Source organism: Nocardioides nanhaiensis (genome assembly GCF_039542785.1).
Taxonomy (GTDB): Bacteria; Actinomycetota; Actinomycetes; order Propionibacteriales; family Nocardioidaceae; genus Nocardioides; species Nocardioides nanhaiensis.
Genome location: NZ_BAABIM010000001.1, coordinates 1 through 22,747, shown reverse-complemented (window position 1 = coordinate 22,747; position 22,747 = coordinate 1). Strand labels below are relative to the sequence as shown.

Here is a 22,747-nt window from a genome sequence, read left to right as displayed (position 1 = left end):
ACTCACTGCTCGGTCGACCCGGCCTCACGGCCCGGCGGGACGATGCCGCCGCCACCCGGGCCGCCGCCACCGCCGCCACCGCCGCCACCGCCACCGGTGGGCGCGGGCTCGGACGGCTCGGGCGCGGGCGGCTCGGACACCGGCGGCTGGCTCGGCTCAGGCGGCTGCGTGGGCTCGGGCTCCTCGGACGGCTCGGGCTCCTCGCTCGGCTCCGCCGAGGGCGGGTCGGTGGTGAACGAGGGCGGCGGGTCGCTGGGCCGCGGCGGCCGCGAGCTCGGCGGCGGCGGGGGCGGGGGCGGGGTGTAGGGCTCGTAACCGTCGGAGGGCGCCTCGCCGTCGACGAAGACCGGCTCGGGGAAGTCCTCCTCGGGCAGGCCCTCCATCGCGCCCTGCATGGTGAGCAGCCAGGTGTCGAGGGGGTAGCCGCTGCCGAAGAACGAGGGCAGCCAGTCGTCGAGCTTGCCGGTGCCGTTGCCGCGCACGTACATCACCGACGTCGAGAGCTGCGGGGTGTAGCCGGTGAACCACGCCGAGACGACGTCGCCGTCGTCGTTGGTGGCGGTGCCGGTCTTGCCGGCGGCCGGGCGGCCCAGCGCGAGGGCGCCGGTGCCGGTGCCGGCGGAGACCACCTGCTGCAGCGCGTAGGAGGTGTCGGCCGCGATGTCCTCGCTGACGGCGCGCTCCCCCTTGCCGGCCTTGTGGTTGTAGCGCACCTCGCCGTCGGCGTCGACGACCTTCTCGATGATGTAGGGCCGCATGTAGACCCCGCCGTTGGCGATGGTCGCGTAGGCGTTGGCCATGTTGATGGGGCTCACCGTGCCCGAGCCCAGCGAGACGCCGACGTTGGGCTGCAGGCCGGGCGTGCTGCTGGGGAACCCCGGGGCCCTGCGGCCCGGGGCCTCGGCCGGCGGGATGCCCATCTTGTTCATCATGTCGACGATCTGCTGGGGGCCCTCGTCGCCCATCCCGAGCGTCATGTCGATGAAGGCGGTGTTGATGGAGCTCTCGGTGGCCTTCACCATGTCGACGCGGCCGTAGCTCTCGTTGCCCTGGTTCTCGACCGGGCGGTCCGAGCCGGGGATGGTGTAGGGGCTGTCGCCGTCGAAGGAGTCACGCAACTCGAAGCCGGCGTTCAGTGCCGCGGCCACCGCGAAGGCCTTGAGCGTGGAGCCGGCCAGCCCGCCGGCGACGGCCCAGTTGATCTCCGACTGCAGGTAGTCCTGGCCGCCGTACATGCCGCGCACCGCGCCGGTGCCGGGCTCGACGCTGGCCACGCCCACGTGCAGCTCCTTGTCACCGAAGCCCTCGGGGCGGCCCTCGACGACGCCCTGCTCGGCAGCGTCCATGGCCTGCTGGGTGAAGGTGGTGGTGACCTGCAGCCCGCCGCCGTCGATCTCCTGGCTGCTGAAGCCCAGGCGCTCGAGCTCCTGGCGCACCAGCTTGAGCACGTGGCCCCGCTGCCCGCCGTAGGCGTCCTCGGCGTCCGGCTTCGGGAACTTCGGCAACCGCTTCTGCGCCTGCTCGGCCTCCTCGGAGGTGATCGACCCGATCTCGGCCATGCTGCGCAGCACGTAGTCGTAGCGCTCGCGCAGGTTCTGCCGCGCGGCGCGGCCGTTGGCGGGGTCGAAGCCGCTGGGGTTGTTCAGCACGCTGGCCAGCACCGCGGACTCGCGCAGGTCCAGCCGGGCGGCCGGCTTGGAGAAGAAGGCCTGGGCGGCGGTCTCGATGCCGTAGGCGCCGCGCCCGAAGTAGATGGTGTTGAGGTAGCCCTCGAGGACCTCGTCCTTGCTGAGCTTGCGCTGGATCTTGAGGCTGAGGATCGCCTCCTTGATCTTGCGCGTGTAGGAGCGCTCCTGGGTGAGGTAGAGGATCTTCACGTACTGCTGGGTGATCGTGCTGGCGCCCTGGGTGGCGTTGCCCGAGGCGTTGCTGAAGGCCGCGCGGATGATGCCGCGGGGGTCGATGCCCTCGTCCTCGTAGAAGGAGCGGTTCTCCGCGGCGACGACGGCGTCCTTGATGGAGTCCGGCATGTCCGCTAGCGCCAGCGGCTCGCGGTTCTGGATGGCGAAGCCGCCGAGCTCGGACTTGCCGTCGGCGTAGTACACCTCGGTGCGCGCGGTCTGGAACTCCTCGTTGGGCGAGGGGATCTCGACCATGTTGTAGACCACGACGAAGGCGCCGACGCCGATCAGCGCGAGCACGACGCCGGTGACGGTGCTCCACTTCAGGAGGGCGAGCACCCGCTGCTTGGGGGTCTTCTTGATCTTCCCCTTGCCTGAACCCTTGCCCGAGCCCTTGCCCGGGCCCTTGGCCGGGGTCTTGGTGCTGGCCGGACCGGCCGCCCTGCGCTTGCCTACCACCCTGGATGCTCCTGGATCGGGGACGGGGACCGTGCGGAGCACCCGAGGCCGGGTGGACGCGCACGTGCGGGCGCGGCACACCGCTGGGTGTGCACGCCACGCGACCCCCCAGGGTACGCACCGGCACCCGGGACGCCACGCCGTCGCGACCCCCGTCCCGCCGCAGCCCGCGCGCCACGTCACACGCGCGGCGATTCGGATCCGGCGGATATATCGCTACGATAGGTCGCGTGGCACGTCGTGGAGAGACCATCGAGCTGGCAGTCCTCGGACTGCTGCACGAGGGACCCATGCACGGCTACGAGCTGCGCAAGCGGCTCAACCTGATGCTCGGCTGGAGCCGGGTCCTCTCCTACGGCTCCCTGTACCCGGCGCTGAAGAAGATGCTGCGCCAGCAGCTCATCGAGGAGACCGCGCCCACCAAGACGCCGGTCTCCCGGCGCCCCAAGATCGTCTACCAGGTCACCGAGGCCGGCACCGCCGAGTTCGAGCGGCTGATGTCCGAGGTCGGCCCGGCCGCCTGGGAGGACGACACCTTCGACATCCGGTTCGCCTTCTTCGGCCGCACCGACATGGAGATCCGCCTGCGGGTGCTCGAGGGCCGTCGGATGCGTCTGCAGGAGCGCCTGGACCGCGTGCAGAGCCAGCTCTCCATGACCGAGGCGGAGGTCGACCGCTACGCGGCCGAGCTGCAGCGCCACGGCGTGGAGTCGGTCGAGCGCGAGGTCCGCTGGCTCTCGGACCTGATCAACTCCGAGCGGCAGGCAGCGCCCGCGGCACCCACACCACCAGTACCACCCGCCCCCCGCGAGGAGGGCACCAGCACCACCAGCCAGACCAGCGGCGCGTAGCTCCCGCTCGCCGCCGCACCACCACAGAAGCTCCCCACCCCGGGGAACCAGCAGGAAGGAAACCCCGATGGGTTCGGTTCGAGTAGCAATCGTCGGCGTCGGCAACTGCGCCACGTCGCTCATCCAGGGCGTCGAGTACTACCGAGACGCCGACCCGGCGGGCACCGTCCCCGGGTTGATGCACGTCGCGTTCGGCGAGTACCACGTCGGTGACGTCGAGTTCGTCGCCGCGTTCGACGTCGACGACAAGAAGGTCGGCAAGGACCTCTCCGAGGCCATCAACGCCTCCCAGAACAACACCATCAAGATCGCCGACGTGCCCACGCTCGGCATCGAGGTGCAGCGCGGCCCGACCATGGACGGCCTCGGCAAGTACTACCGCGAGATGATCGAGGAGTCGGCCGCCGAGCCGGTCGACGTCGTCCAGGTGCTCAAGGAGACCCAGGCCGACGTCCTGGTCTCCTACCTCCCGGTGGGCTCGGAGCAGGCCGACAAGTTCTACGCCCAGTGCGCGATCGACGCCGGCGTGGCCTTCGTCAACGCCCTGCCCGTCTTCATCGCCTCCGACCCCGAGTGGGCCGAGAAGTTCCGCGCCGCCGGCGTCCCGATCATCGGTGATGACATCAAGAGCCAGGTCGGCGCCACCATCACCCACCGCGTGATGGCCAAGCTGTTCGAGGACCGCGGCGTCGCGCTGGACCGCACCTACCAGCTCAACGTCGGCGGCAACATGGACTTCAAGAACATGCTCGAGCGCGAGCGCCTGGAGTCCAAGAAGATCTCCAAGACCCAGGCCGTCACCTCCAACCTGCAGGGCGAGCTGGCCAACAAGGTCTCCGACCACAACGTGCACATCGGTCCCTCCGACCACGTCGCGTGGCTCGACGACCGCAAGTGGGCCTACGTGCGCCTCGAGGGTCGCGCGTTCGGCGACGTCCCCCTCAACCTGGAGTACAAGCTCGAGGTCTGGGACTCCCCCAACTCCGCCGGCATCATCATCGACGCCGTGCGCGCCGCGAAGATCGCCAAGGACCGCGGCCTGGGCGGCCCGATCATCTCCGCCTCCTCCTACCTGATGAAGAGCCCGCCGGTGCAGCTGCCCGACGACGAGGGTCACCGCCGCGTCGAGGCCTTCATTGCCGGGGACGAGTAGGCGCACCCCAGCACCACCCACCCGACCCCGGGCAGCCGCCAGGCCGCCCGGGGTCGCGTGCGTCCGGTCTGCGCTCGAGCCGGCGTTTGAGCCCGCGGCGTGCCGGGCAACCTGGCTCCCATGACCGGGCCCGAGGCGCTGCACGCGCAGATCATCAGCGGCAACCCGGGCACGCTGCGCACGCTGGTCTCCGACCTGCGCGACGCCGTCCGCGGGCTCGACTGGTGCGTGGACCACATCGTGCAGGCCACCGAGGTGCCCTCGTGGTTCGGGCTCGGCGCGCAGTCGTTCGGACGTCGCTGCTGGGCCACGGAGGCGACGGCCCAGGTGGCGGGGGTGCGCTGCGACCGCGCCAAGCTCGGCGTCGAGCGGATGCTCGCCGAGCAGGAGGACGCCCACGGGCGGGCGGAGCAGGTGATCACGACCTGGCGCACCCTCAAGCCGCAGTACCAGCCGATCCCGCTGCTCTACCAGCTGCTCCGCACGGCGGCGATCTCTGCGCTGGGGGACATCAAGGACGACTACGACCAGGGCCTGCCGGACGCGCTGGAGCTCGCCGACAGCGACGAGCTCACCGAGTACCAGGAGGCGTGGTTCGGGATGGGCCTGCTCAAGCTCATGCAGTTCGACCAGCAGTTCCCCACCAACCTCGGGCCGCCGATCCCCGACTCCCTGCTGGGCGGCGACGACGAGGGTGGGCACGCCGCGCAGGGTCTCGGCGTCGACGGTGACGGCAACCTGCTGCAGACCAGCTACAACGACGACGGCGAGGCGGTGCTGTCGGTGATCGACACCGACACGGGCGAGGTGATCAGCACCGTCAACCTCGGCGAGGGCACCGTGCTCCACGACGGCATGCCGGTGACGCAGGCCCCCGACCACGCCGGCGGGGTGATGGTGGACGGCGACACCGTGTACGTCATGTCCTCCACCGAGCCCCCCTCGATGTACGAGTACTCGCTCGACGACGTCCGGGGTGCCGCCCCCGGCGAGACCGTGCCGGTCCAGCACGTCACCGAGGGCCTCGACGCGGGCGCCTACTCCACCATCTCCGACGGGGTGCTCTACGTCGGCACGCACAACAAGGAGGGCGAGGGCTTCGTGCAGCCCTACGTGCGCCGCGGTGGGGAGTGGGTCGAGAACGGGCCGCGCATCCCCGCGCCGCGGTACGCGCAGGGGATCGGCGTCGACGGCGACACCATGTACTTCACCTCCTCGCTGGGCCGGGGCAACAGTCCGGGTGCCAGCACCCTGCACGCCGTCGACGCCACCACGGGTGAGCCGCTCGAGACCGTGCCGCTGCCGCACATGGCGGAGGGACTCGCGCTCACCGACCAGGGCATCGTGGTCACCTACGAGTCCGGCTCGGACATGTACGACCAGCAGGGCGACGCGGAGTTCGGCGACCTGTTCCCCTCCCCCTCGATGACCGTCACCCCCTACTCCGAGCTGGGCACGGAAGGGCCGGCGGGAGAGGTCGAGGTCGAGACGTACACCCTGCAGCAGGCGGCCCAGCGGTTCGCAGAGGCGCAGCAGCGACTGGAGGGGAGCGAGCAGCGCATCCGTGCGCTCACGCTCCCGGCGTCCGCCCTGGGCGAGGTGCCCTCGGCCGGGCACGTGGCCTCCCAGCTGGACTGTCACCTGGACCAGACGGCCCGGTGGCTGCGCAACGGCCACCTCAGCGCCCACCTCACCGTCGACGGGCTGCTCTCCGCCGCCGCCGGCTACGACGAGAGCGACCACCGCTCGCAGGACGACTTCTCCGACCTGCTGGGGCTGACGTGACTCCGCCGACCAGGGCGCCCCTCGGTGCCGCGCTGCTGATCGCGCTGCTGCTGCCAGCGTGTGGCGACGACCCGACCGACGGGAGTGACGGGGGTGACGGCACCGGGCCCGACGGCTGGGCGATCGCCACCGACCCCCTCGACGAGGACGTCGTGATGGGCGAGGCCAGCCTGGACGGGACCGAGGTCGAGCTCGCCGACGGCACCGTGGTCGACCTGGGCGAGCCGCCCGAGACCTTCGTCGTCGCGGGCGAGGGCGTCTACGCCGTGCCGGTGCTGCCGGGGCTCGACGGCGGCGCGGACGACGACCGGTTCGCCGAGCTGGTGCTGGCCACCACCGACGGCGTCGGGGGCACCGGCGCCCACCCCCTGCCGGAGTCGCTGCGCACCTCTCCCGACGGGCGCTACCTCGGCTTCATCGACCTCGGCGAGGACCCGTACGCCGAGCCCGCGGACGCGGTCGTGGTCGACCTGACCGAGGGCACCGAGGTGGTGCGCAGCCCCGACGGCATGGGCGAGGCCGGCCAGGACCTCGAGGCCGTGTACGCGGAGTCCGACCCCACCGTCTTCGCGGTCACCGAGGAGCGCGCCTACGTGGACGCCGCCGGTCCGGTGTACTCCTACGCGCTGCCCTCGGGCGAGCAGACCCTGGAGGCCGAGCAGTCCGAGGACGTCTACGACACCGACTGGTGGGAGGCCATGGAGGCGGGCGGGTTCACGCAGTTCTACCGCGACGGCACCGGCGGCTGAGCCGAGGCTCGTCGTCAGGCGGCTCGGGCGGGGCCGGCCTCGACCTCGGACTTGATCCGCTGCAGCGTCTGGGCCATGCCCTCGCGCAGCTCCCCGGCGAACTTGTCGGTACCGCCGAGCACGTACTTGGTGAGCACCAGCGAGACCTGCGAGATGCCGTCGGGCAGCTCGCGGCGCTGCACGACCCTGGTGCGGGTGCCGCCGTCGAGCGGGGTGAGCTCGAAGCTCCAGATGGTCTTGTTCTCCGCGATCCGGAAGGCGAGGTCGCGGTGCGGCTCGAAGCGCACGACCTTGCCGTTGGTGGGCCAGAACAGCGGACCGCGGCGGTTGAGGTTGCTGAACTTCGCGCCCTGGCGCACCTGCCCGCCCTTCACCTTGGAGCGGACCACCTGGGGGCTCCACTGCGCCATCCGCGGCAGGTCGCTCACGAGCTTCCACACCTCGGCGGGCGGGGCGTCGATCTCGACGGTGGACTCGAGCTGGGCGTGCTGGGTCTGGGCCATGCCGGGACGATACCGACGGGTATCGGGCTTGTCAGTGCAGCGTGACGGTGATCACCGCGGGCCGTGCGTCTGCAGCCACAGCACGGGGCCGGCCAGCCCACCGCGCGCACCGAGGTCGCGCACCGCGGCCAGCGCCTTGCCGGTGTAGACGGGCTCCAGCTCGAGCCCGGCCGTCGCGGCCCGCTCCACCTCGGCCACCGAGGCCGGCGTCGGGTCCCCGTAGGTGCGGCCGAGCCAGTCGGTGCGCAGGTCGAGGTCGCGCTCGGTGAGCCGCGGCGGGTCGGCCAGCCCGTGCGCGGCGAGGCGGTCGCTGGTGCGGCCCGCGAGCCGCACCAGCGTCGGCGCGTCGAGCCGGACCATGTCGTTGACGACGACGCCGAGCACCCGCACCGGCAGGCCGGCGAGCGCGAAGCCCAGCGCCAGGCCGGCCACCGTGCCGCCGGAGCCGACCGGCACCACCACCGACGCCGGGGCCGGCAGCTCACCGGCGGCCACCTGCGCCGCCACCTCGAGCGCGACGTCGACATAGGCCAGCGTGCCGACGGCGTTGGACCCGCCCGCCGGCAGGTACCAGGGGTGGTAGCGGGCCAGCAGCCACGGCGCGGCGAGCTTGAGGCGGGTCGTGCTCGGGTAGCGGTGCAGCCGCGCCCCGGACCGTTCCAGCCGCGCCAGCTGGGCGCGCACGTGGTCGTCGACGGGCTGGTCGACCAGCCCCAGCACGGTGCGCAGCCCGTGCTCGGCGCCGTAGAGCGCGCACGCCAGCCCCCAGTGCGTGCCGATGCCACCGACGGTGAAGAGCGTGGAGGCGCCGCGAGCGTGCGCGGCCGGGATGATCCACTCCAGCTTGCGCACCTTGTTGCCGCCCCAGGCGCCGTCGCCGAAGGCCGACTCGTCCTTGAGCCAGGTCTCCACCGGCAGGTCGAGGTCGGCGTCCAGGCGCCGCACCGGCGTCGGGGCGCTGCCCAGCCGCAGGTGCGGCAGCGAGGTCCGCGACGCCAGCTCGCTCACCCGGACTCGGACCCCTCGGACGTCTCGGCTCCGTCGGCCCCGTCGGCCCGCTCGGCCCACCACCCCAGCAGCGCCTCGCGCGCGGCCTCCTCGCTCATCGGGCCGTCGTCCAGCCGCTTCTCCAGCAGCCACCGGTAGGCCTCGCCCACCTCACGGCCGGCCGGGATGCCGAGGATCTCCATGATCTGGTTGCCGTCGAGATCGGGCCGGACGGCCGCCCGACCCTCGGCCTCCCGCAGCCGCTCGATCCGCTCCTCGAGGTCGTCGTAGGTGCGGCGCAGCCGGTCGGCCTTGCGCTGGTTGCGGGTGGTGCAGTCGGCGCGGGTCAGCACGTGCAGCCGCTCCAGCTGGTCGCCGGCGTCGCGCACGTAGCGCCGCACCGCGGAGTCGGTCCACTCCCCCGAGCCGTAGCCGTGGAAGCGCAGGTGCAGCGCTACCAGCTGTGAGACCGCCTCGGTCTCGTCCTTGGAGAAGCGCAGCGCCTGCATCCGCTTGCGGGTGATCTTGGCGCCGACGACGTCGTGGTGGTGGAAGGTGACCGTGCCGTCGCCGACGAAGCGGCGGGTGCGGGGCTTGCCGACGTCGTGCATCAGCGCCGCGAACCGCGAGACGAAGTCGGGGCCCTCGCCGCCCAGGCGCGGCTCGAGGTCGATGGCCTGCTCGAGCACGGTGAGCGTGTGCTCGTAGACGTCCTTGTGGCGGTGGTGCTCGTCGCGCTCGAGCTTGAGCGCCGGCAGCTCGGGCAGCACCCGCTCGGCCAGGCCGGTCTGCACGAGCAGCGCGAGGCCGCGGCGCGGGTGCGGCGCGCAGACCAGCTTGACCAGCTCGTCGCGTACCCGCTCGGCGGAGATGATGTCGATGCGCTCGGCCATCGCCGTCATGGCGGCCACCGCGGCCTCGTCGACCTCGAAGTCGAGCTGGGCGGCGAAGCGGGCGGCGCGCATCATCCGCAGCGGGTCGTCGGAGAAGGAGTCCTCGGGGCGCCCGGGGGTGCGCAGCACGCCGTGGGCCAGGTCGACGACACCGCCGTGGGGGTCCTCGAGCTCCTGGCCGGGCAGCCGCACCGCCATCGCGTTGACGGTGAAGTCGCGCCGCACCAGGTCGCCCTCGAGCGAGTCGCCGAACGCCACCGCGGGCTTGCGGGAGGACGGGTCGTAGGCGTCGGTGCGGTAGGTGGTGACCTCCACGACCCACGGGCCCTTGCGGCAGCCGATGGTGCCGAAGTCGCGGCCCATGTCCCACAGCGCGTCGCCCCAGGGCCCGAGGATCCTCTCGGTCTCCTCGGGGGTGGCCGAGGTGGTCAGGTCGAGGTCGTTGTGCTTGCGGCCGAGCATCGCGTCGCGCACCGGGCCACCCACCAGCGCCAGCTCGTGGCCGGCCGCGGCGAAGAGGCGGCCGAGCTCGCCGGTGACGGGCTCGATGCGGGCGAGCTCGGCGGCGACGGCCTGCTGGGCGGAGGCCATGTTGAGGGGGGCGGGCACGGCGGAGGAGTCTACGAGAAGGCGGGCCCGGCACCGTTACCCTCGTGCCGTGGTCCGTCGTCGTCTCCTGCCTGCCCTCGCGGCGGGCCTGACGACGGCGGTGGCCGCCGGCACCCTCGTGCTCGGCACCCCGGCCACCCCGGCCGGCGCGGCGCCGGCATCCCTCGCGGCCGCACCCGTGGCGGCCCCCGCCGCGGCGCGCTACGACCCCGCGCTGGAGCTGACCATCGACACGCTCAGCCCCTCGACGCTCACCGCGCAGACGCGCGGCGCGCCCCCGGTGCGGATCACCGGCACCGTCACCAACGTCGACGACGTGCCGTGGCGGGGGGTCAACCTCTACCCGGTGGTCTCCGAGGCGCCGATGACGACCCGGGCCGAGCTGGCCGCGGCCGCCGCCTCGGACCCCGAGCTCTACCTGGGCGAGCGCATCACCGACCCGGGCCCCTACGACACCCTCGAGGAGCTCGCGCCCGGGGAGTCGCAGCCCTACTCCCTCAGCCTCCCGCGGGAGCGGATCGTGCTGGCCGGGTCGGGCACGTACTGGCTCGGCGTCCAGGCGCTCGGCGAGACCGAGCTCGACGGTCGCGACGACCTCTCCGACGGCCGGGCCCGGACGTTCCTGCCCTACCGCGACCCGGGTGGGGCGAGCACCGGCGGCGCCGGTGCGGTCAGGACCTCGCTGGTCCTGCCGCTGCGCCGCGAGCTCGCCTACGCCGAGGACGGGTCGCTCGACCAGCCCGAGCAGCTGGGCGAGACCCTCGGCGCCGAGGGCCGCCTGCGGGCACTGGTCGACTTCGCCGCAGCCGCCGGCGACCGGCCGGTCTCGGTGATGGTGGACCCCGCGCTCCCCGACGCCGTCCGCCGCCTCTCGCGTGGCAACCCGCCACGCTCCCTGGCGCCCACCGACCCCACCCCCGACGACCCGGACGCCGCGCCGTCCGGCGAGCCCACGGCCGCCCCCCAGGAGGAGCCGACCGCCGGCGAGGGGTCCACCCCCTCCGACGAGGGAGACGAGGCAGGCGGGGGAGACGAGGCCGGCGAGGCGGGCGAGGCGCCCGAGCTCACCGAGGAGCAGCGCGCCACCTCGGAGGCGGCGACCGCGTGGCTGGGCCGGTTCGCGGCCGCGGTCGAGGACCGCGAGGTGCTGGTGCTGCCGTACGGCGACCTGGACCTGCCCGCCGCGGCCGCGCACGACCCGCTGGCCTACGACCTCGCCCGCGCGCGCACGGGCCGGGTGCTCGCCGAGCTGGCCGGCACCGCCCCCGTGCGCGAGACGACACCTGACGACGCCGTCGACCCCGAGGAGGGGGACGCCGGGGACGAGGGGGACGCCTCACCCGAGACCTCCGTCGCCCCGCCCGAGGGGGCGCCCGCGACGCTGCTGCCCGTGGCCGGGGCGCCGTCGGGGTACCTCGACGCCGCCGCGGTGCGGCTGCTCGAGCCCGGCGCCACCGCGCTCGTCACCGACGAGGCGTTCCGCGAGGAGGCTCCCGGCGTCGCCGACCTCGAGGGCCGCCGCGGCGTCGTCACCTCCTCCGCGGTCGCGGCCGGCGGCCCCGGCCCCGGCGACCGCTTCACCTCCCTGCAACTGCGCCAGCGCCTGCTCGCCGAGGCGCTCGCCCGGTCCGTGGAGCCAGGCCGCCCGCCGCTGGTCGTCGTCATGCCCCAGCAGTGGGCGGGTGAGGACCCGACCGGCTTCTTCGCCGGCCTCGACGACGTGCCGTGGCTCGACCTCAGCGACCTCGAGGCGGCCACCGACCGGGAGGGGCGCGAGGTGGCGGCCGACGAGCTGGTCTACCCGGCGCGCCAGGCGCGACGCGAGCTCGACGAGAGCGTCTTCACCTCCTTCGCCGATCTGCTGCGCGCCGGGGAGACGCTGCAGAACCTCCTGACCCGCAACAGCGAGGTGGCGAGCCTGGTCACCGACGAGGGGCTCACCTCTCTCTCCTACGGCGCTCGCTCCTCCGCGGTCACCGCTCGCACCACGCTGGCGCGGACGACCGACCAGGTGCGGGCCGAGCTCGGCCAGGTCGGCATCGACGCCGGCCCGGGGGTCACGCTCTCGGGCAGCGACGGCCAGTTCAACGCCGTGGTGACCAACGACCTCGACCAGCCGATCACCGTCGGCATCCTGGCCACCACCACCTCCGAGGACGGCGGCGTGAGCGTCGACCCGGTCGAACCGCTCGAGATGGGGCCGCGCAGCCGCGCCACCGTGCTCTTCGACGCGCACGCCGAGACCGCCGGCGTCACCAACGTGACGCTGAGCCTGGTCGACGTCGAGGGCAACCCGCTCGGTGCCACCGACCGGCTTCCCGTGCGCTCGGCGCAGGTGAGCGAGGTCATCTGGCTGATCATCGGCACCGGCCTGGGCCTGCTGTTCCTGGCGATCGCCGTGCGCCTCGTGCGCCGCGTGCGGCGGGCCACCGGCCAGGCCCTGCCCACCGTCGAGCCGGCTCCCGACAGCCGGCCGGTGGGGAGCACCCCGTGACCGACCGCCCCCTGACCGACCGGCCCCCCACCGACCCCGCACCCCCGGCGTCCGGCCCGGCGGTGCCCCCCGAGGACACCCAGGCCGGCATCCTGGCCAACAGCGCCGTGATGGCGGCCGGCACCGTGGTCTCGCGGCTGAGCGGCTTCGTCCGCTCCGCGCTGCTGGCCGCGGCGCTCGGGCTCTCGCTGCACGCCGACATCTTCAACATCGGCAACACCGTGCCGAACATGCTCTACATCCTGCTGGCCGGCGGCGTCCTGAACGCGGTGCTGGTGCCCCAGCTGGTGCGCGCCCAGAAGAACGACCCCGACGGCGGCGAGGCCTACACGCAGCGCGTGGTCACCGTCGCCGGGCTGTTCCTGCTGGTGGTCACCGTGCTGCTGGTGGCCGCGGCACCGCTGGTGATGGCGGTCTACCTCGACGGGTCGTGGAACGACCCGGCGCTGGCCGAGCAGCGGCAGTCGGTGATCGACTTCGCGCGGTTCTGCCTGCCCCAGGTCTTCTTCTACGGGATGTTCGTGCTGGTCGGGCAGATCCTCAACGCCCGGGGCAGGTTCGGCCCGATGATGTGGGCGCCGATCGCCAACAACGTGATCTCGGTGGTCGTGCTCGTCGTCTACCTGGTGGTGTTCGGACCGGCACGGGGCGCGGACGCCGAGGGTGCGTTCACCTCCGGGCAGGAGGCGCTGCTGGGGCTCGGTGCCACCGTCGGCATCGCCGCCCAGCTGCTCATCCTGCTGCCCTACCTGCGCAGCGCCGGGTTCCGCTTCCGCCCCCGTCTCGACCTGCGCGGCGCCGGCCTGGGCCACACCGCCCGGCTGGGCGTGTGGTCGCTGCTGTTCGTCGTGGTCAACCAGGTCGCCTACACCGTGGTGGTGCGGCTGGCCTCGAGCGGCACCACCGGCGGCGGCACCGAGGGCACCGGCTACGCCGTCTACGCCGCGGCGTTCCTCATCGTGATGGTGCCGCACTCGATCATCACCGTCTCGCTCACCACCGCGGTGCTGCCCCAGCTCTCGCGGCGGGCCGCCGCCGACGAGCTGCCGGCGCTGGCGCGCGACCTGGCCGGCACGCTGCGCACCGCGCTCGTGGTGGTGGTGCCGTTCGCGGCACTGCTGCCGGCGCTGGCGCCCGACATCGCCAACGTGGTGTGGGGCCACGGCGCGGCGGCGCAGACCTACCGCAACGCGGTGCCGACCCTGACGCTGTTCGGCGCCGGCCTGGTCTTCTTCACCGTCCACTACCTGATGCTGCGCGGGTTCTACGCGCTCGAGCAGACCCGCACGGTGTTCCTGATCCAGTGCGCGGTGAGCACCACCAACGTGGTGGCCGCGCTGGTGCTGGTCGCGATGGCCGACGCGGCCGACACCGCCCCGGCCCTGGTGCTGGCCTACACCACCTCCTACGTGGTCGGGTCGGCGATCTCCTACCAGGTGCTGCGCCACCGCCTCGGGGGTCTGGAGACCCCGGCGCTGGTGGGCTTCGGCGTCGTGCTGCTGCTGTGCACCGCGGCCGCGGCCGCCGTCGTGCTCCCCCTGGGCTGGCTGCTGGGCACCTGGCTGCCCGACCCGCACTGGTCGGTGGCCGCCGTGCGCGGCGCCGGCCTCGCGCTGGTGGGAGTCGTCGTCTTCGTGCTCGTGGCCCGCTGGCTGCGCCTGCGCGAGGTCACCTCGGTCCTCGCGCTGGTCGCCCGCCGGGTTCCGGTCCTGCGGGGGCGCTGACCCGCCCTACGATGGGGGCCGCGCTCCCGCAACCGAGGCCAGCCGGCCAGACCAGCCAGAGGAAGAGAGGTCCCCCGACGTGCCGCACTCGACCCGCTCGGGCGACGTGCTGGCCGGTCGCTACCGGCTCGTGGACCTGCTGGACGAGAGCGGCGGGGCCCGGTTCTGGCGCGCGCACGACCGGATCCTGCAGCGCTACGTGGCGCTGCACGTGATCCCCGCCGACGACGAGCGCTCCTCCGCGCTGCTCGAGGCCGCCCGCCGCTCGGCGACGGTCCTCGACCCGCGGCTGCTGCGCGTGCTCGACGCCGAGCGGGACGAGGCGATCTGCTACGTGGTCAACGAGTGGGGCGACGGCGTCTCGCTCGACATCCTGGTGGCCTCCCGCGGGCCCGTCGCCGCCCGGCAGAGCGCCTGGCTGGTGGGGCAGGTGGCCGAGGGCATCGCCACCGCCCACGCCGCCGGGGTGGCGCACGGCCGGCTGGTGCCCGAGAACGTCCTGGTCGACCGGCACGGCGAGGTCAAGATCATCGGGCTCTGCGTCGACGCCGCCATGCACGGTCGCGCCGGCGACCGCGCCGCGGCCGACGTGGCCGACCTGGCCGGGCTGCTCTACTGCGCGCTGACCGGCCGCTGGCCCGGTGGCGGCGGCTCCGCGGTGCCCGCGGCACCCGAGCACCACGGCCACGCGCTGCGCCCGCGCCGGGTCCGCGCCGGCATCCCCGGGCAGCTCGACGCGCTGTGCGACGAGGTGCTGCGCGCCCAGCACCACACCCACCGCGCCGAGGGCCTCGGCTCGGCGCGCGGCATCGCCGACCTGCTCGCCGACTACGTGGGCAGCCCCGCCGGGATGGCCGAGAGCTGGCGTGCCGTCGTGCCGGCACTGCTGCCCGGCAGCCGCACCACCGCGCTGCCGCCGCTGCCCCCCGACCCCGCGCCGCACGACGCCGAGCCCGATCCCACGCCCGAGCCCGAGCTCCCACCCACGGAGGCGGTCACCGCCCCCCTGGCCCTCCCCACGGAGCCCGCGCCCGACGCCGGCACGCAGGCGGATCCCGACGCACCCACCCGGACCGTGGGCACGGTCTCGCCGCCGGCCACCTCGCCCATCCCGCCCACCCCGGCCACCGAGCCCGAGACCGAGCCGGTGCCGGCCCCCGAGGTCGCGACCGAGCTGCCCACCGAGGCCGGCCTGCCGATCTTCGGCGAGGAACCCGACGACGTCTCGTGGTTGTCCAAGCGCAGCCAGCCGGTGCCCCCGCCGCCGCCCTTCGAGGAGCCGCCGGAGCGCCCGCTCTTCGCCCCGGAGCCCGACGACGGCGAGCCCCACCGCCGTCGTCGCCCCGGCGCGGCCCCGCCGCCCGAGCGGGACCCCGACGGCTACTGGCCCTGGGAGGCCACCGGCGCCGGCGCCACCGGCGACTCACGGGTCTCTGCGGTGCACACCGGCACGGGCTCGACCCGGGCGGTACCGGCCGAGGAGGAGGTGCCCGGGCGCACCGCGCTGCGGGTGGCGGGCATCATCGGCGCCGCCGTGCTGCTGCTGGTCGCCGTCGTGGTGGCCTACAACCTCGGCCGCGGTCGCACCCCCCTGGGGGCCGAGCCGGCCGCACCGGAGTCGAGCGCCTCGGCCACCGAGCAGCCGGAGGCGCCGCCCGAGACCGGCCCGCTCACCGGACTGGTGGCCACCGACCTCGACCCCCAGGGCGAGGACGGCGACGAGAACGGTGACGACGCACCGCTGGCCGTCGACGGCGACCCCACCACCTCCTGGTCCACCTCCACCTACGAGCAGCAGCTCGGTCCGGGCGGGTTGAAGACCGGCGTCGGCCTGGTGGTCGACCTGGGTGCCGAGCGCGAGGTCACCGCCGCCGACCTGACCCTGGTCGGCAGCCCCACCGGCGTCGCCCTGTATCTGACCTCCGAGGAGCCCACCGACGTCGAGGGCCTGACCCCCGTGGCCGGCGCCACCGCAGAGGACGAGCGGCTGCAGCTCTCGCTCGAGGAGCCTGCGACCGGCCGCTACCTCGTGGTGTGGCTGACGTCGCTGCCCAACGACGGGTCGGGGTGGCGCGGCACCGTGGCCGAGGTCGCCGTCGAGGCGGTGCTCGACGGGGCCGACGGGGCTGACGGGGAGAGCACCGCACCGTGACCTCGGTCCCGCTGGAGGAGCTCGACGACGCCGCGCTGCTGGCCGCCCACGTCGCGGGGGACGCCGCCGCCTTCGGGGTGTTGTTCACCCGGCACCGCGAGCGCCTGTGGGCGGTGGCGCTGCGCACCATGGGCAACCCCGAGGACGCCGCCGACGGGCTCCAGGACGCCCTCGTCGCGGCGTTCCGACGCGCCGGCTCCTTCCGCGGCGAGGCGCAGGTGACCACATGGCTGCACCGCGTCGTCGTCAACGCCTGCCTGGACCGGCTGCGGGCCGCGAAGGTGCGCCGCGCCGAGGCCCTGCCCGAGGACCTCGAGGACCGCGGCCTGACCCTGGTGGGCCCCGCAGGCACCGATGCCTCCCCCGATGACGGCGACCCGGCCCTGGCCAGCGTGCGGCGCGAGCGCCGCGACCAGGTGGTGGCCGCGCTGCGGACGCTGCCGCCCGAGCAGCGGGCGGCGCTGGTGCTCGTCGACCTGGAGGGGCACTCGGTGGCCGAGGCGGCCGCGGTGCTCGAGTGCGCCGAGGGCACGGTGAAGTCGCGGTGCTCGCGCGGTCGCGCGCGGCTGGCACCGCTGCTGGCACCCCTGATGCAGAGCGAGGACGTCGGGGACCCCGCACCCGCGGCGGGGAACCGCCCGGCGGGCGGGCACGTCGGATCCGCGACGCCGCCGCGCGGGCCACCGGCCGGCTGAGCCGCCCTCACCCGCACGCCGCCCGCCCCTCCCACCACGCACCGGAGCCCCTTCGTGACCGACCAGCCCGACCAGCCCGACGCAGCCGAGCCCACCGGGCCCGGTGAGCCGGGCGAGCCCGCGCCGCTCGCGCCGGCTCGCGAGGCGCAGGTGCGCCGGCTGCTGGGCCAGGCCCGGGTCGACCCGGCCACCGAGGGGCTGCCGCCGCAGGTGGCCTCCCGCCTCGACGCCACGCTGGCCGACCTGGTGGCCCACCGGGGCACGGACGAGACCACCGGCCAACCCACCGGCCAGCCCCCCGGCCGACCCACCGGCCAGCCCGCCTCGTCGTCCGGGGCCGAGAGCGTGGCTCCCGTGCGGGACCTCGCCCACACGCGACGCCGCCGCGGGGCGCTGCTGCTGGCCGCGGCCGCCGTGGTGGTCGCGGGCGTCGGCGTCAGCCAGGTCGTCGACCGCGGGGACGACACCGGTGCCGGCAGCGTCGCCTCCGAGAGCGTCGACTCCGGCGACGGCGCGCAGCGTCGCGCCGAGGAGGGTGACACCGCGGCGGAGGCGGCCCCCGAGTCGGCTCCCGGAGCCTCCGGGGGCGACCTCGACCAGGGCGAGGGGTCCGAGTCCGTGCCCCCGCCGCAGGCCCCCTCCCCCACCGCCGTCCCCGACGGTCCCCGCGTGCAGCCGCCCCCGACGGCGGCCGCTGCGCCCGTCGCCCAGGTGCGGGTGCGCTCCGCGCAGTTCGTCGACGACGTCCGGCTGCTGCAGCGCTCACTGCCCCGGCTCGACGTCGCGCGCGCCCGACTGCCGCGCGCCGCGGTGCCGGCTCCGCTGCGTGCCCGGCGCGTCGTGGAGTGCCGCGCGACGGTGGTCGGCGAGGGCGCCGCGCTGCTGGTGCTGCTGGACTCCACGCCCGGGCTGCTGGTCTTCCGACCCGCCAGCGAGGACGCCCAGGTCGTCGACCTGCTCCAGTGCGGCACCGGGCGCACGCTGCGCTCCACCACGCTCGCCACCCCTCGCTCCTGACCCGTGGGGCGGGAACACGCCTGCCCTACGATCGGTTGAGCACGATGACGGCGAGGTCGCCGTCACCAGTCCCACCACCGACCGCGCCCGCGACGGGCGCAGAGCGAGGCACAGCGTCATGTCCCAGGACAGCCCCGGCACCACCGGCAGCGACCCCCGCGAGGTCATCGTGATCGGCTCCGGCCCGGCCGGCTACACCGCCGCCGTGTACGCGGCCCGCGCCGGCCTGAAGCCCCTCGTCTTCGAGGGCTCCGTCACCGCCGGCGGGGCGCTCATGAACACCACCGAGGTCGAGAACTTCCCCGGCTTCCAGAACGGCATCCAGGGCCCGGCCCTCATGGACGAGATGCGCGCCCAGGCCGAGCGCTTCGGCGCCGAGCTGGTGCCCGACGACGCCGTCGAGGTCGACCTGACCGGTGAGACCAAGGTCGTGAAGACCGCCACCGGCACCCACACCGCGCGTGCGGTGATCCTGGCCACGGGCTCCGGCTACCGCAAGCTGGGCCTGCCCCGCGAGGAGGAGCTCTCGGGTCGCGGCGTCTCGTGGTGCGCCACCTGCGACGGCTTCTTCTTCCGCGAGCAGCACATCGCCGTGGTCGGCGGCGGCGACTCCGCCGTCGAGGAGGCCACCTTCCTGACCCGGTTCGGCTCGAAGGTGTCGATGATCGTGCGCCGCGACGAGCTGCGCGCCTCCAAGATCATGCAGGAGCGCGCGCTCGCCGACCCCAAGCTCGACATCATCTGGAACTCCGAGGTCGCCGAGCTGAACGGCGAGGACCGGCTCGAGGGAGTCACGCTGCGCGACACCGTCACCGGCGAGACCCGCCAGCTGGACGCCACCGGCCTGTTCATCGCCATCGGCCACGACCCCCGCTCGGAGCTGCTCACGGGCCAGGTCGACCTCGACGACGAGGGCTACGTGCTCGTCGAGCACCCCTCGACGGCCACGAACCTCACCGGCGTCTTCGCCTGCGGCGACCTGGTCGACCACCACTACCGCCAGGCCATCACCGCCGCGGGCACCGGCTGCGCGGCCGCCCTCGACGCCGAGCGCTACCTCGCGGCGCTGGACCACGCCGCCTCGACCGCGGGCACCCCGGAGCAGACCCGCGAGCTGGCCGCCGAGATGGCCGAGCAGCTGCACGCCGACGGCGTCGCCTGAGGCAGCCGGCCCGGCGGGAACACCGCGCCGACCCGGCGTGTTCTCCCACCACGACCCGCGCATCACCCACGCACATCCGCGACATCCGCGAACAGACCCCTAGGAGCACAGCATGGCCAACATCGCAGCCGTCACCGACGCCGAGTTCGAGTCGACGGTCCTCCAGTCCGAGAAGCCCGTCCTCGTGGACTTCTGGGCCGAGTGGTGCGGCCCGTGCCGCCAGGTGGCCCCGATCCTCGACGAGATCGCCACCGCCCACGGCGACAAGATCACCTTCGTCAAGATGAACGTCGACGAGAACCCGGTGACGCCGTCCTCCTACCGGGTCACCGGCATCCCGACGATCAACGTCTACCAGAACGGCGAGGTCGTCCGCTCGATCGTCGGCGCCAAGCCCAAGGCCGCGCTGCTCAACGAGCTCTCCGAGTTCATCGGCTGACCCAGCACCCCACTGGCGCGTCCGGCTCCTCGCCGGCCCGCCGCGCAGACCCTGGAGCCCGTCCCACCCCCGTCTCGGGGGCCGGGGCGGGCTTCGGTCGTACCACCCCGAGCAGACGCTCGAGCGCCGCCTCCACCTCGTCGCGCCAGGTCAGCAGCGACCGCAGGTCCATCCGCATCCGCGGTGTCGTGGGATGGGGGCGCTGGGTGCGGAACCCGACGGCGTCCAGGAACGCCGCGGGGACCGTGCAGGCCCGCCCCGGACCCCGGCTGCCGAACGCCTCGACGGCGCGCACGCCGCCCCGCCCGATCAGGTCCTTGGCCATGCCCTGCACCAGCATGCGGCCCAGCCCGCCGCCGGCGTGCTCGGGCGCGACACGCAGCGTCGTCATCAGCACCGCGTCGCCCGAGACGGGGGCCGTGGCGAACCCCGCGGCGCCCGGCACGTGCGCCGGCGGTGCGTAGACCACCAACCCCACCGGCCTCTCCCCCACCAGCGCGACCCTCCCGCAGGAGCCCCACTCGCGCAGCACCTCGCTCAGCCAGGCGTCCTTCTCCTCGCAACGGGCCCCTCGGTCCTCCGCGAGCCGCCCGGCCCGCACCGGGTCCAGCTCCCAGAACAGGCAGCTGCGGCACGCGGGCAGGGCGTCCTCCAGCGCACCGAGGTGGTCGAGCGTGAGCCGCTCGATGCGGCGTCCCATGGAATCCAGTGTCGCGCCCCGGGGCGCACCTGGGAAGATCGGCGGGTGCGCCAGATCAAGCAGAGCCGCAAGCTGCACGACGTCCGCTACGACGTGCGGGGTCCCATCCTCGTGGAGGCCCAGCGGCTGGAGGTCGAGGGCCACCGCATCCTGAAGCTCAACATCGGCAACCCGGCGCCGTTCGGCTTCGAGGCGCCCGACGCGATCCTCGCCGACGTCATCCACCACCTGCCCGCCTCGCAGGGCTACAGCGACAGCCAGGGCATCTACTCCGCGCGCACCGCCGTCGCGCAGTACTACCAGGGCCGCGGTCTGCGCGAGGTCGACGTCGAGGACGTCTTCATCGGCAACGGGGTCAGCGAGCTGATCTCGATGGTGCTGCAGGCCTTCGTCGACGACGGCAACGAGATCCTGGTGCCGGCGCCCGACTACCCGCTGTGGACCGGCGCGGTCACGCTCTCGGGTGGGGTGCCCGTGCACTACCGCTGCGACGAGGCCGACGACTGGAACCCCGACCTGGCCGACGTCGAGGCCAAGATCACCGAGAACACCCACGCCATCGTCATCATCAACCCCAACAACCCCACGGGTGCGGTCTACTCACCCGAGATCGTGCGGGGGTTGGTCGACATCGCGCGGCGCCACGACCTGGTCGTCATGGCCGACGAGATCTACGAGAAGATCCTCTTCGACGACGCCGTGCACCACCACGCGGCGGCCGCGGCCGGCAGCGACGTGCTGTGCCTGACCTTCAGCGGGCTCTCCAAGAGCTACCGCGTGTGCGGCTACCGCGCCGGCTGGGTGATGATCTCGGGTCCCAAGGAGCTCGCCAGCGACTTCCTCGAGGGGCTCACCCTGGTGGCCAACATGCGCATGTGCGCCAACGTGCCGGCCCAGCACGCGATCCAGACCGCGCTCGGCGGTTACCAGTCGGTCAACGAGCTGATCGTGCCGGGAGGTCGGTTCTACGAGCAGAGCATGCTCGCCCACCGGCTGCTCAACGAGATCCCCGGCGTCTCCTCGGTGAAGCCGCGTGGCGCGCTGTACTGCTTCCCCCGCCTGGACCCCGAGATCTACCCCATCGACGACGACCAGCAGTTCGTGATCGACCTGCTCCGCGCCAAGAAGATCCTGGTCACCCACGGCACCGGCTTCAATTGGTTCGAGCCCGACCACTTCCGGCTCGTCACGCTCCCCGACGTCGACGTGCTCGAGGAGGCGATCGGCCGGATCGCGGACTTCCTGGCCACCCGTCGGTAGAGCCCCGCCCGGGCGGCTGGTTGGATCGGCAGCGACACGGTCCGCCCCCTCCCAGGAGACGCCCACGATGCTCGACCTCACCTACCCCCCGATCATCGTCACCGCCAAGCTGGGCTTCCGCGCCCTCGGCCAGCGCTTCGACATGACGGGCACCGAGCACGTGCCCCGCAAGGGCGGTGTCCTGCTCGCCGTCAACCACATCGGCTACGTCGACTTCGTGTACGGCGGGCTCGCCGCCAACCCCTCGGGTCGCAAGGTGCGGTTCATGGCCAAGCGGGAGCTGTTCGACCACCAGCTCTCCGGCCCGCTGATGCGCTCGCTGCACCACATCGAGGTCGACCGCGGAGCCGGCACCGCCTCCTTCGCGACCGCGATCGACTACCTCAGGCGCGGCGAGGCGGTCGGCATCTTCCCGGAGGCCACCATCTCCCGCTCCTTCGAGCTGAAGGAGTTCAAGACCGGGGCCGTCCGCATCGCCGCCCAGGCCGGCGTCCCGCTGGTGCCGGTGATCCTGTGGGGCACCCAGCGGATGCTCACCAAGGACCACCCCAAGGACTTCTCGCGCGGCAAGACCATCGCCATCCGCGTCGGCGAGCCGCTGCACCCCACCGGCGCGGACCCGGTGGCCGAGACCGCCGAGTTGAAGGACCGGATGTCGCAGATGCTCGACGACACGATCGCGGCCTACCCCGCCGCCGAGCAGCCCCCGGGCTCCTGGTGGCTCCCCGCGCGCTTCGGTGGTTCGGCCCCCACCCCCGAGGAGGCCGAGCGACTCGACGAGGAGGAGAAGCGCCAGCGCGCCGAGCGGCGTCGTCTGCGTGCCGAGGAGAAGCGCGCGTCCGGCGACTCGTAGATTCGTCGGTTCATCGACCTGTCGACGAGTCGAGGTATCGGTTTGTCGACAATCGGGTGGATCCGCTGGTGAGCCGTCACCACCGCTGGTGGGCCGGCCTCACCGCTGGTTGAGCCGGGCGAGCGCCAGCGAGCCCGTGTCGAAACAGTGAGGATGTAGGCACCCGGTCCAGGGGTCTGACCTATGTCGAAACTGACACCCCTGGTGGCTGTCCTTCACAGGGACCTGTCGGCTCCTGGACCGGGTGCTCGATCTGATGACCAGGCCGGGCGGGTGTGACCTCATAGGACCTTGGTCTGCACAGTCTCATCACTGTTTTGTCCGCCCGACCTGGAAGGTCATCTCTTCCCTTTCCACGAAG

18 protein-coding genes are annotated in these 22,747 nt (G+C 73.6%); 13 read left to right on the top strand and 5 right to left on the bottom strand.

Going from position 1 to position 22,747, the window contains the following annotated elements; translation table 11 throughout:
* Positions 1 to 2 precede the first annotated feature (2 nt).
* Positions 3 to 2,360 (bottom strand): transglycosylase domain-containing protein, encoded by a 2,358-nt coding sequence (locus ABD948_RS00090; RefSeq protein WP_345261999.1) that lies wholly within the window; start codon positions 2,358 to 2,360, stop codon positions 3 to 5.
* Between the two features lie 230 nt (positions 2,361 to 2,590).
* Between ABD948_RS00090 and ABD948_RS00085 the strand changes: the two genes are divergently transcribed.
* From ABD948_RS00085 to ABD948_RS00070, 4 genes are all read left to right on the top strand, one after another.
* The gene (locus ABD948_RS00085) at positions 2,591 to 3,211 is read left to right on the top strand and encodes a PadR family transcriptional regulator (protein WP_345261998.1); all 621 of its coding nucleotides are present in this window, start codon (positions 2,591 to 2,593) and stop codon (positions 3,209 to 3,211) included.
* A gap of 67 nt (positions 3,212 to 3,278) precedes the next feature.
* A complete protein-coding gene (locus ABD948_RS00080) occupies positions 3,279 to 4,364 on the top strand; it encodes an inositol-3-phosphate synthase (protein ID WP_345261997.1) in 1,086 nt (361 codons plus the stop codon).
* 120 nt (positions 4,365 to 4,484) lie between these two features.
* Entirely contained in the window at positions 4,485 to 6,149 is a 1,665-nt protein-coding gene (locus tag ABD948_RS00075; RefSeq protein ID WP_345261996.1) for a hypothetical protein, read from the top strand.
* Entirely contained in the window at positions 6,146 to 6,898 is a 753-nt protein-coding gene (locus tag ABD948_RS00070) for a hypothetical protein (RefSeq protein ID WP_345261995.1), read from the top strand. The genes ABD948_RS00075 and ABD948_RS00070 overlap by 4 nt, the downstream gene beginning before the upstream one ends.
* A 14-nt stretch (positions 6,899 to 6,912) precedes the next feature.
* On the opposite strand, the gene ABD948_RS00065 is transcribed toward ABD948_RS00070, so the two are convergent.
* From ABD948_RS00065 to ABD948_RS00055, 3 genes are read right to left on the bottom strand one after another with little or no spacing between them, the layout of a single operon-like run.
* On the bottom strand, positions 6,913 to 7,401 hold the full coding sequence (locus ABD948_RS00065; RefSeq protein WP_345261994.1) for an SRPBCC family protein: 489 nt from the start codon (positions 7,399 to 7,401) through the stop codon (positions 6,913 to 6,915).
* A gap of 51 nt (positions 7,402 to 7,452) precedes the next feature.
* A complete protein-coding gene (locus ABD948_RS00060) occupies positions 7,453 to 8,409 on the bottom strand; it encodes a 1-aminocyclopropane-1-carboxylate deaminase/D-cysteine desulfhydrase (protein ID WP_345261993.1) in 957 nt (318 codons plus the stop codon).
* A complete protein-coding gene (locus ABD948_RS00055) occupies positions 8,406 to 9,872 on the bottom strand; it encodes a CCA tRNA nucleotidyltransferase (RefSeq protein WP_345264423.1) in 1,467 nt (488 codons plus the stop codon). The genes ABD948_RS00060 and ABD948_RS00055 overlap by 4 nt, the downstream gene beginning before the upstream one ends.
* A gap of 67 nt (positions 9,873 to 9,939) precedes the next feature.
* Between ABD948_RS00055 and ABD948_RS00050 the strand changes: the two genes are divergently transcribed.
* From ABD948_RS00050 to trxA, 7 genes are all read left to right on the top strand, one after another.
* Positions 9,940 to 12,384 carry a DUF6049 family protein gene (locus ABD948_RS00050; protein WP_345261992.1) on the top strand — a complete coding sequence of 815 codons (2,445 nt, stop codon included), beginning with the start codon at positions 9,940 to 9,942 and terminating at the stop codon, positions 12,382 to 12,384.
* Complete coding sequence (murJ, locus tag ABD948_RS00045) at positions 12,381 to 14,108, top strand: murein biosynthesis integral membrane protein MurJ (RefSeq protein WP_345261991.1); 1,728 nt, start codon at positions 12,381 to 12,383, stop codon at positions 14,106 to 14,108. The genes ABD948_RS00050 and murJ overlap by 4 nt, the downstream gene beginning before the upstream one ends.
* Positions 14,109 to 14,187: 79 nt before the next feature.
* Complete coding sequence (locus tag ABD948_RS00040) at positions 14,188 to 16,260, top strand: protein kinase family protein (protein WP_345261990.1); 2,073 nt, start codon at positions 14,188 to 14,190, stop codon at positions 16,258 to 16,260.
* Positions 16,257 to 16,955 carry an RNA polymerase sigma factor SigM gene (sigM, locus tag ABD948_RS00035; protein WP_345261989.1) on the top strand — a complete coding sequence of 233 codons (699 nt, stop codon included), beginning with the start codon at positions 16,257 to 16,259 and terminating at the stop codon, positions 16,953 to 16,955. Before ABD948_RS00040 ends, sigM begins: the two co-directional genes overlap by 4 nt.
* 54 nt (positions 16,956 to 17,009) lie before the next feature.
* A complete protein-coding gene (locus ABD948_RS00030; protein ID WP_345261988.1) occupies positions 17,010 to 17,972 on the top strand; it encodes a hypothetical protein in 963 nt (320 codons plus the stop codon).
* Between the two features lie 118 nt (positions 17,973 to 18,090).
* A complete protein-coding gene (gene trxB / locus ABD948_RS00025) occupies positions 18,091 to 19,134 on the top strand; it encodes a thioredoxin-disulfide reductase (protein WP_345261987.1) in 1,044 nt (347 codons plus the stop codon).
* Between the two features lie 112 nt (positions 19,135 to 19,246).
* Positions 19,247 to 19,573 (top strand): thioredoxin, encoded by a 327-nt coding sequence (trxA, locus tag ABD948_RS00020; protein WP_345261986.1) that lies wholly within the window; start codon positions 19,247 to 19,249, stop codon positions 19,571 to 19,573.
* Here the strand turns inward: trxA and ABD948_RS00015 are convergent.
* Positions 19,563 to 20,273, bottom strand: a complete 711-nt coding sequence (locus tag ABD948_RS00015) for a GNAT family N-acetyltransferase (RefSeq protein WP_345261985.1) — start codon at positions 20,271 to 20,273, stop codon at positions 19,563 to 19,565. The genes trxA and ABD948_RS00015 overlap by 11 nt on opposite strands.
* A 45-nt stretch (positions 20,274 to 20,318) precedes the next feature.
* Between ABD948_RS00015 and ABD948_RS00010 the strand changes: the two genes are divergently transcribed.
* A complete protein-coding gene (locus tag ABD948_RS00010) occupies positions 20,319 to 21,533 on the top strand; it encodes a pyridoxal phosphate-dependent aminotransferase (protein WP_345261984.1) in 1,215 nt (404 codons plus the stop codon).
* Between the two features lie 67 nt (positions 21,534 to 21,600).
* Positions 21,601 to 22,386 carry a lysophospholipid acyltransferase family protein gene (locus ABD948_RS00005; RefSeq protein ID WP_345261983.1) on the top strand — a complete coding sequence of 262 codons (786 nt, stop codon included), beginning with the start codon at positions 21,601 to 21,603 and terminating at the stop codon, positions 22,384 to 22,386.
* The last annotated feature ends 361 nt before the right edge of the window (positions 22,387 to 22,747 follow it).

Coding starts and splice junctions, on each gene's coding strand:
- trxA (WP_345261986.1), top strand. CDS start 19,247: ATGGCCAACATCGCAGCCGTCACCGACGCCGAGTTCGAGTCGACGGTC.
- trxB (WP_345261987.1), top strand. CDS start 18,091: ATGTCCCAGGACAGCCCCGGCACCACCGGCAGCGACCCCCGCGAGGTC.
- ABD948_RS00080 (WP_345261997.1), top strand. CDS start 3,279: ATGGGTTCGGTTCGAGTAGCAATCGTCGGCGTCGGCAACTGCGCCACG.
- ABD948_RS00055 (WP_345264423.1), bottom strand. CDS start 9,872: ATGGCCTCCGCCCAGCAGGCCGTCGCCGCCGAGCTCGCCCGCATCGAG.
- ABD948_RS00005 (WP_345261983.1), top strand. CDS start 21,601: ATGCTCGACCTCACCTACCCCCCGATCATCGTCACCGCCAAGCTGGGC.
- ABD948_RS00075 (WP_345261996.1), top strand. CDS start 4,485: ATGACCGGGCCCGAGGCGCTGCACGCGCAGATCATCAGCGGCAACCCG.
- ABD948_RS00015 (WP_345261985.1), bottom strand. CDS start 20,273: ATGGGACGCCGCATCGAGCGGCTCACGCTCGACCACCTCGGTGCGCTG.
- ABD948_RS00065 (WP_345261994.1), bottom strand. CDS start 7,401: ATGGCCCAGACCCAGCACGCCCAGCTCGAGTCCACCGTCGAGATCGAC.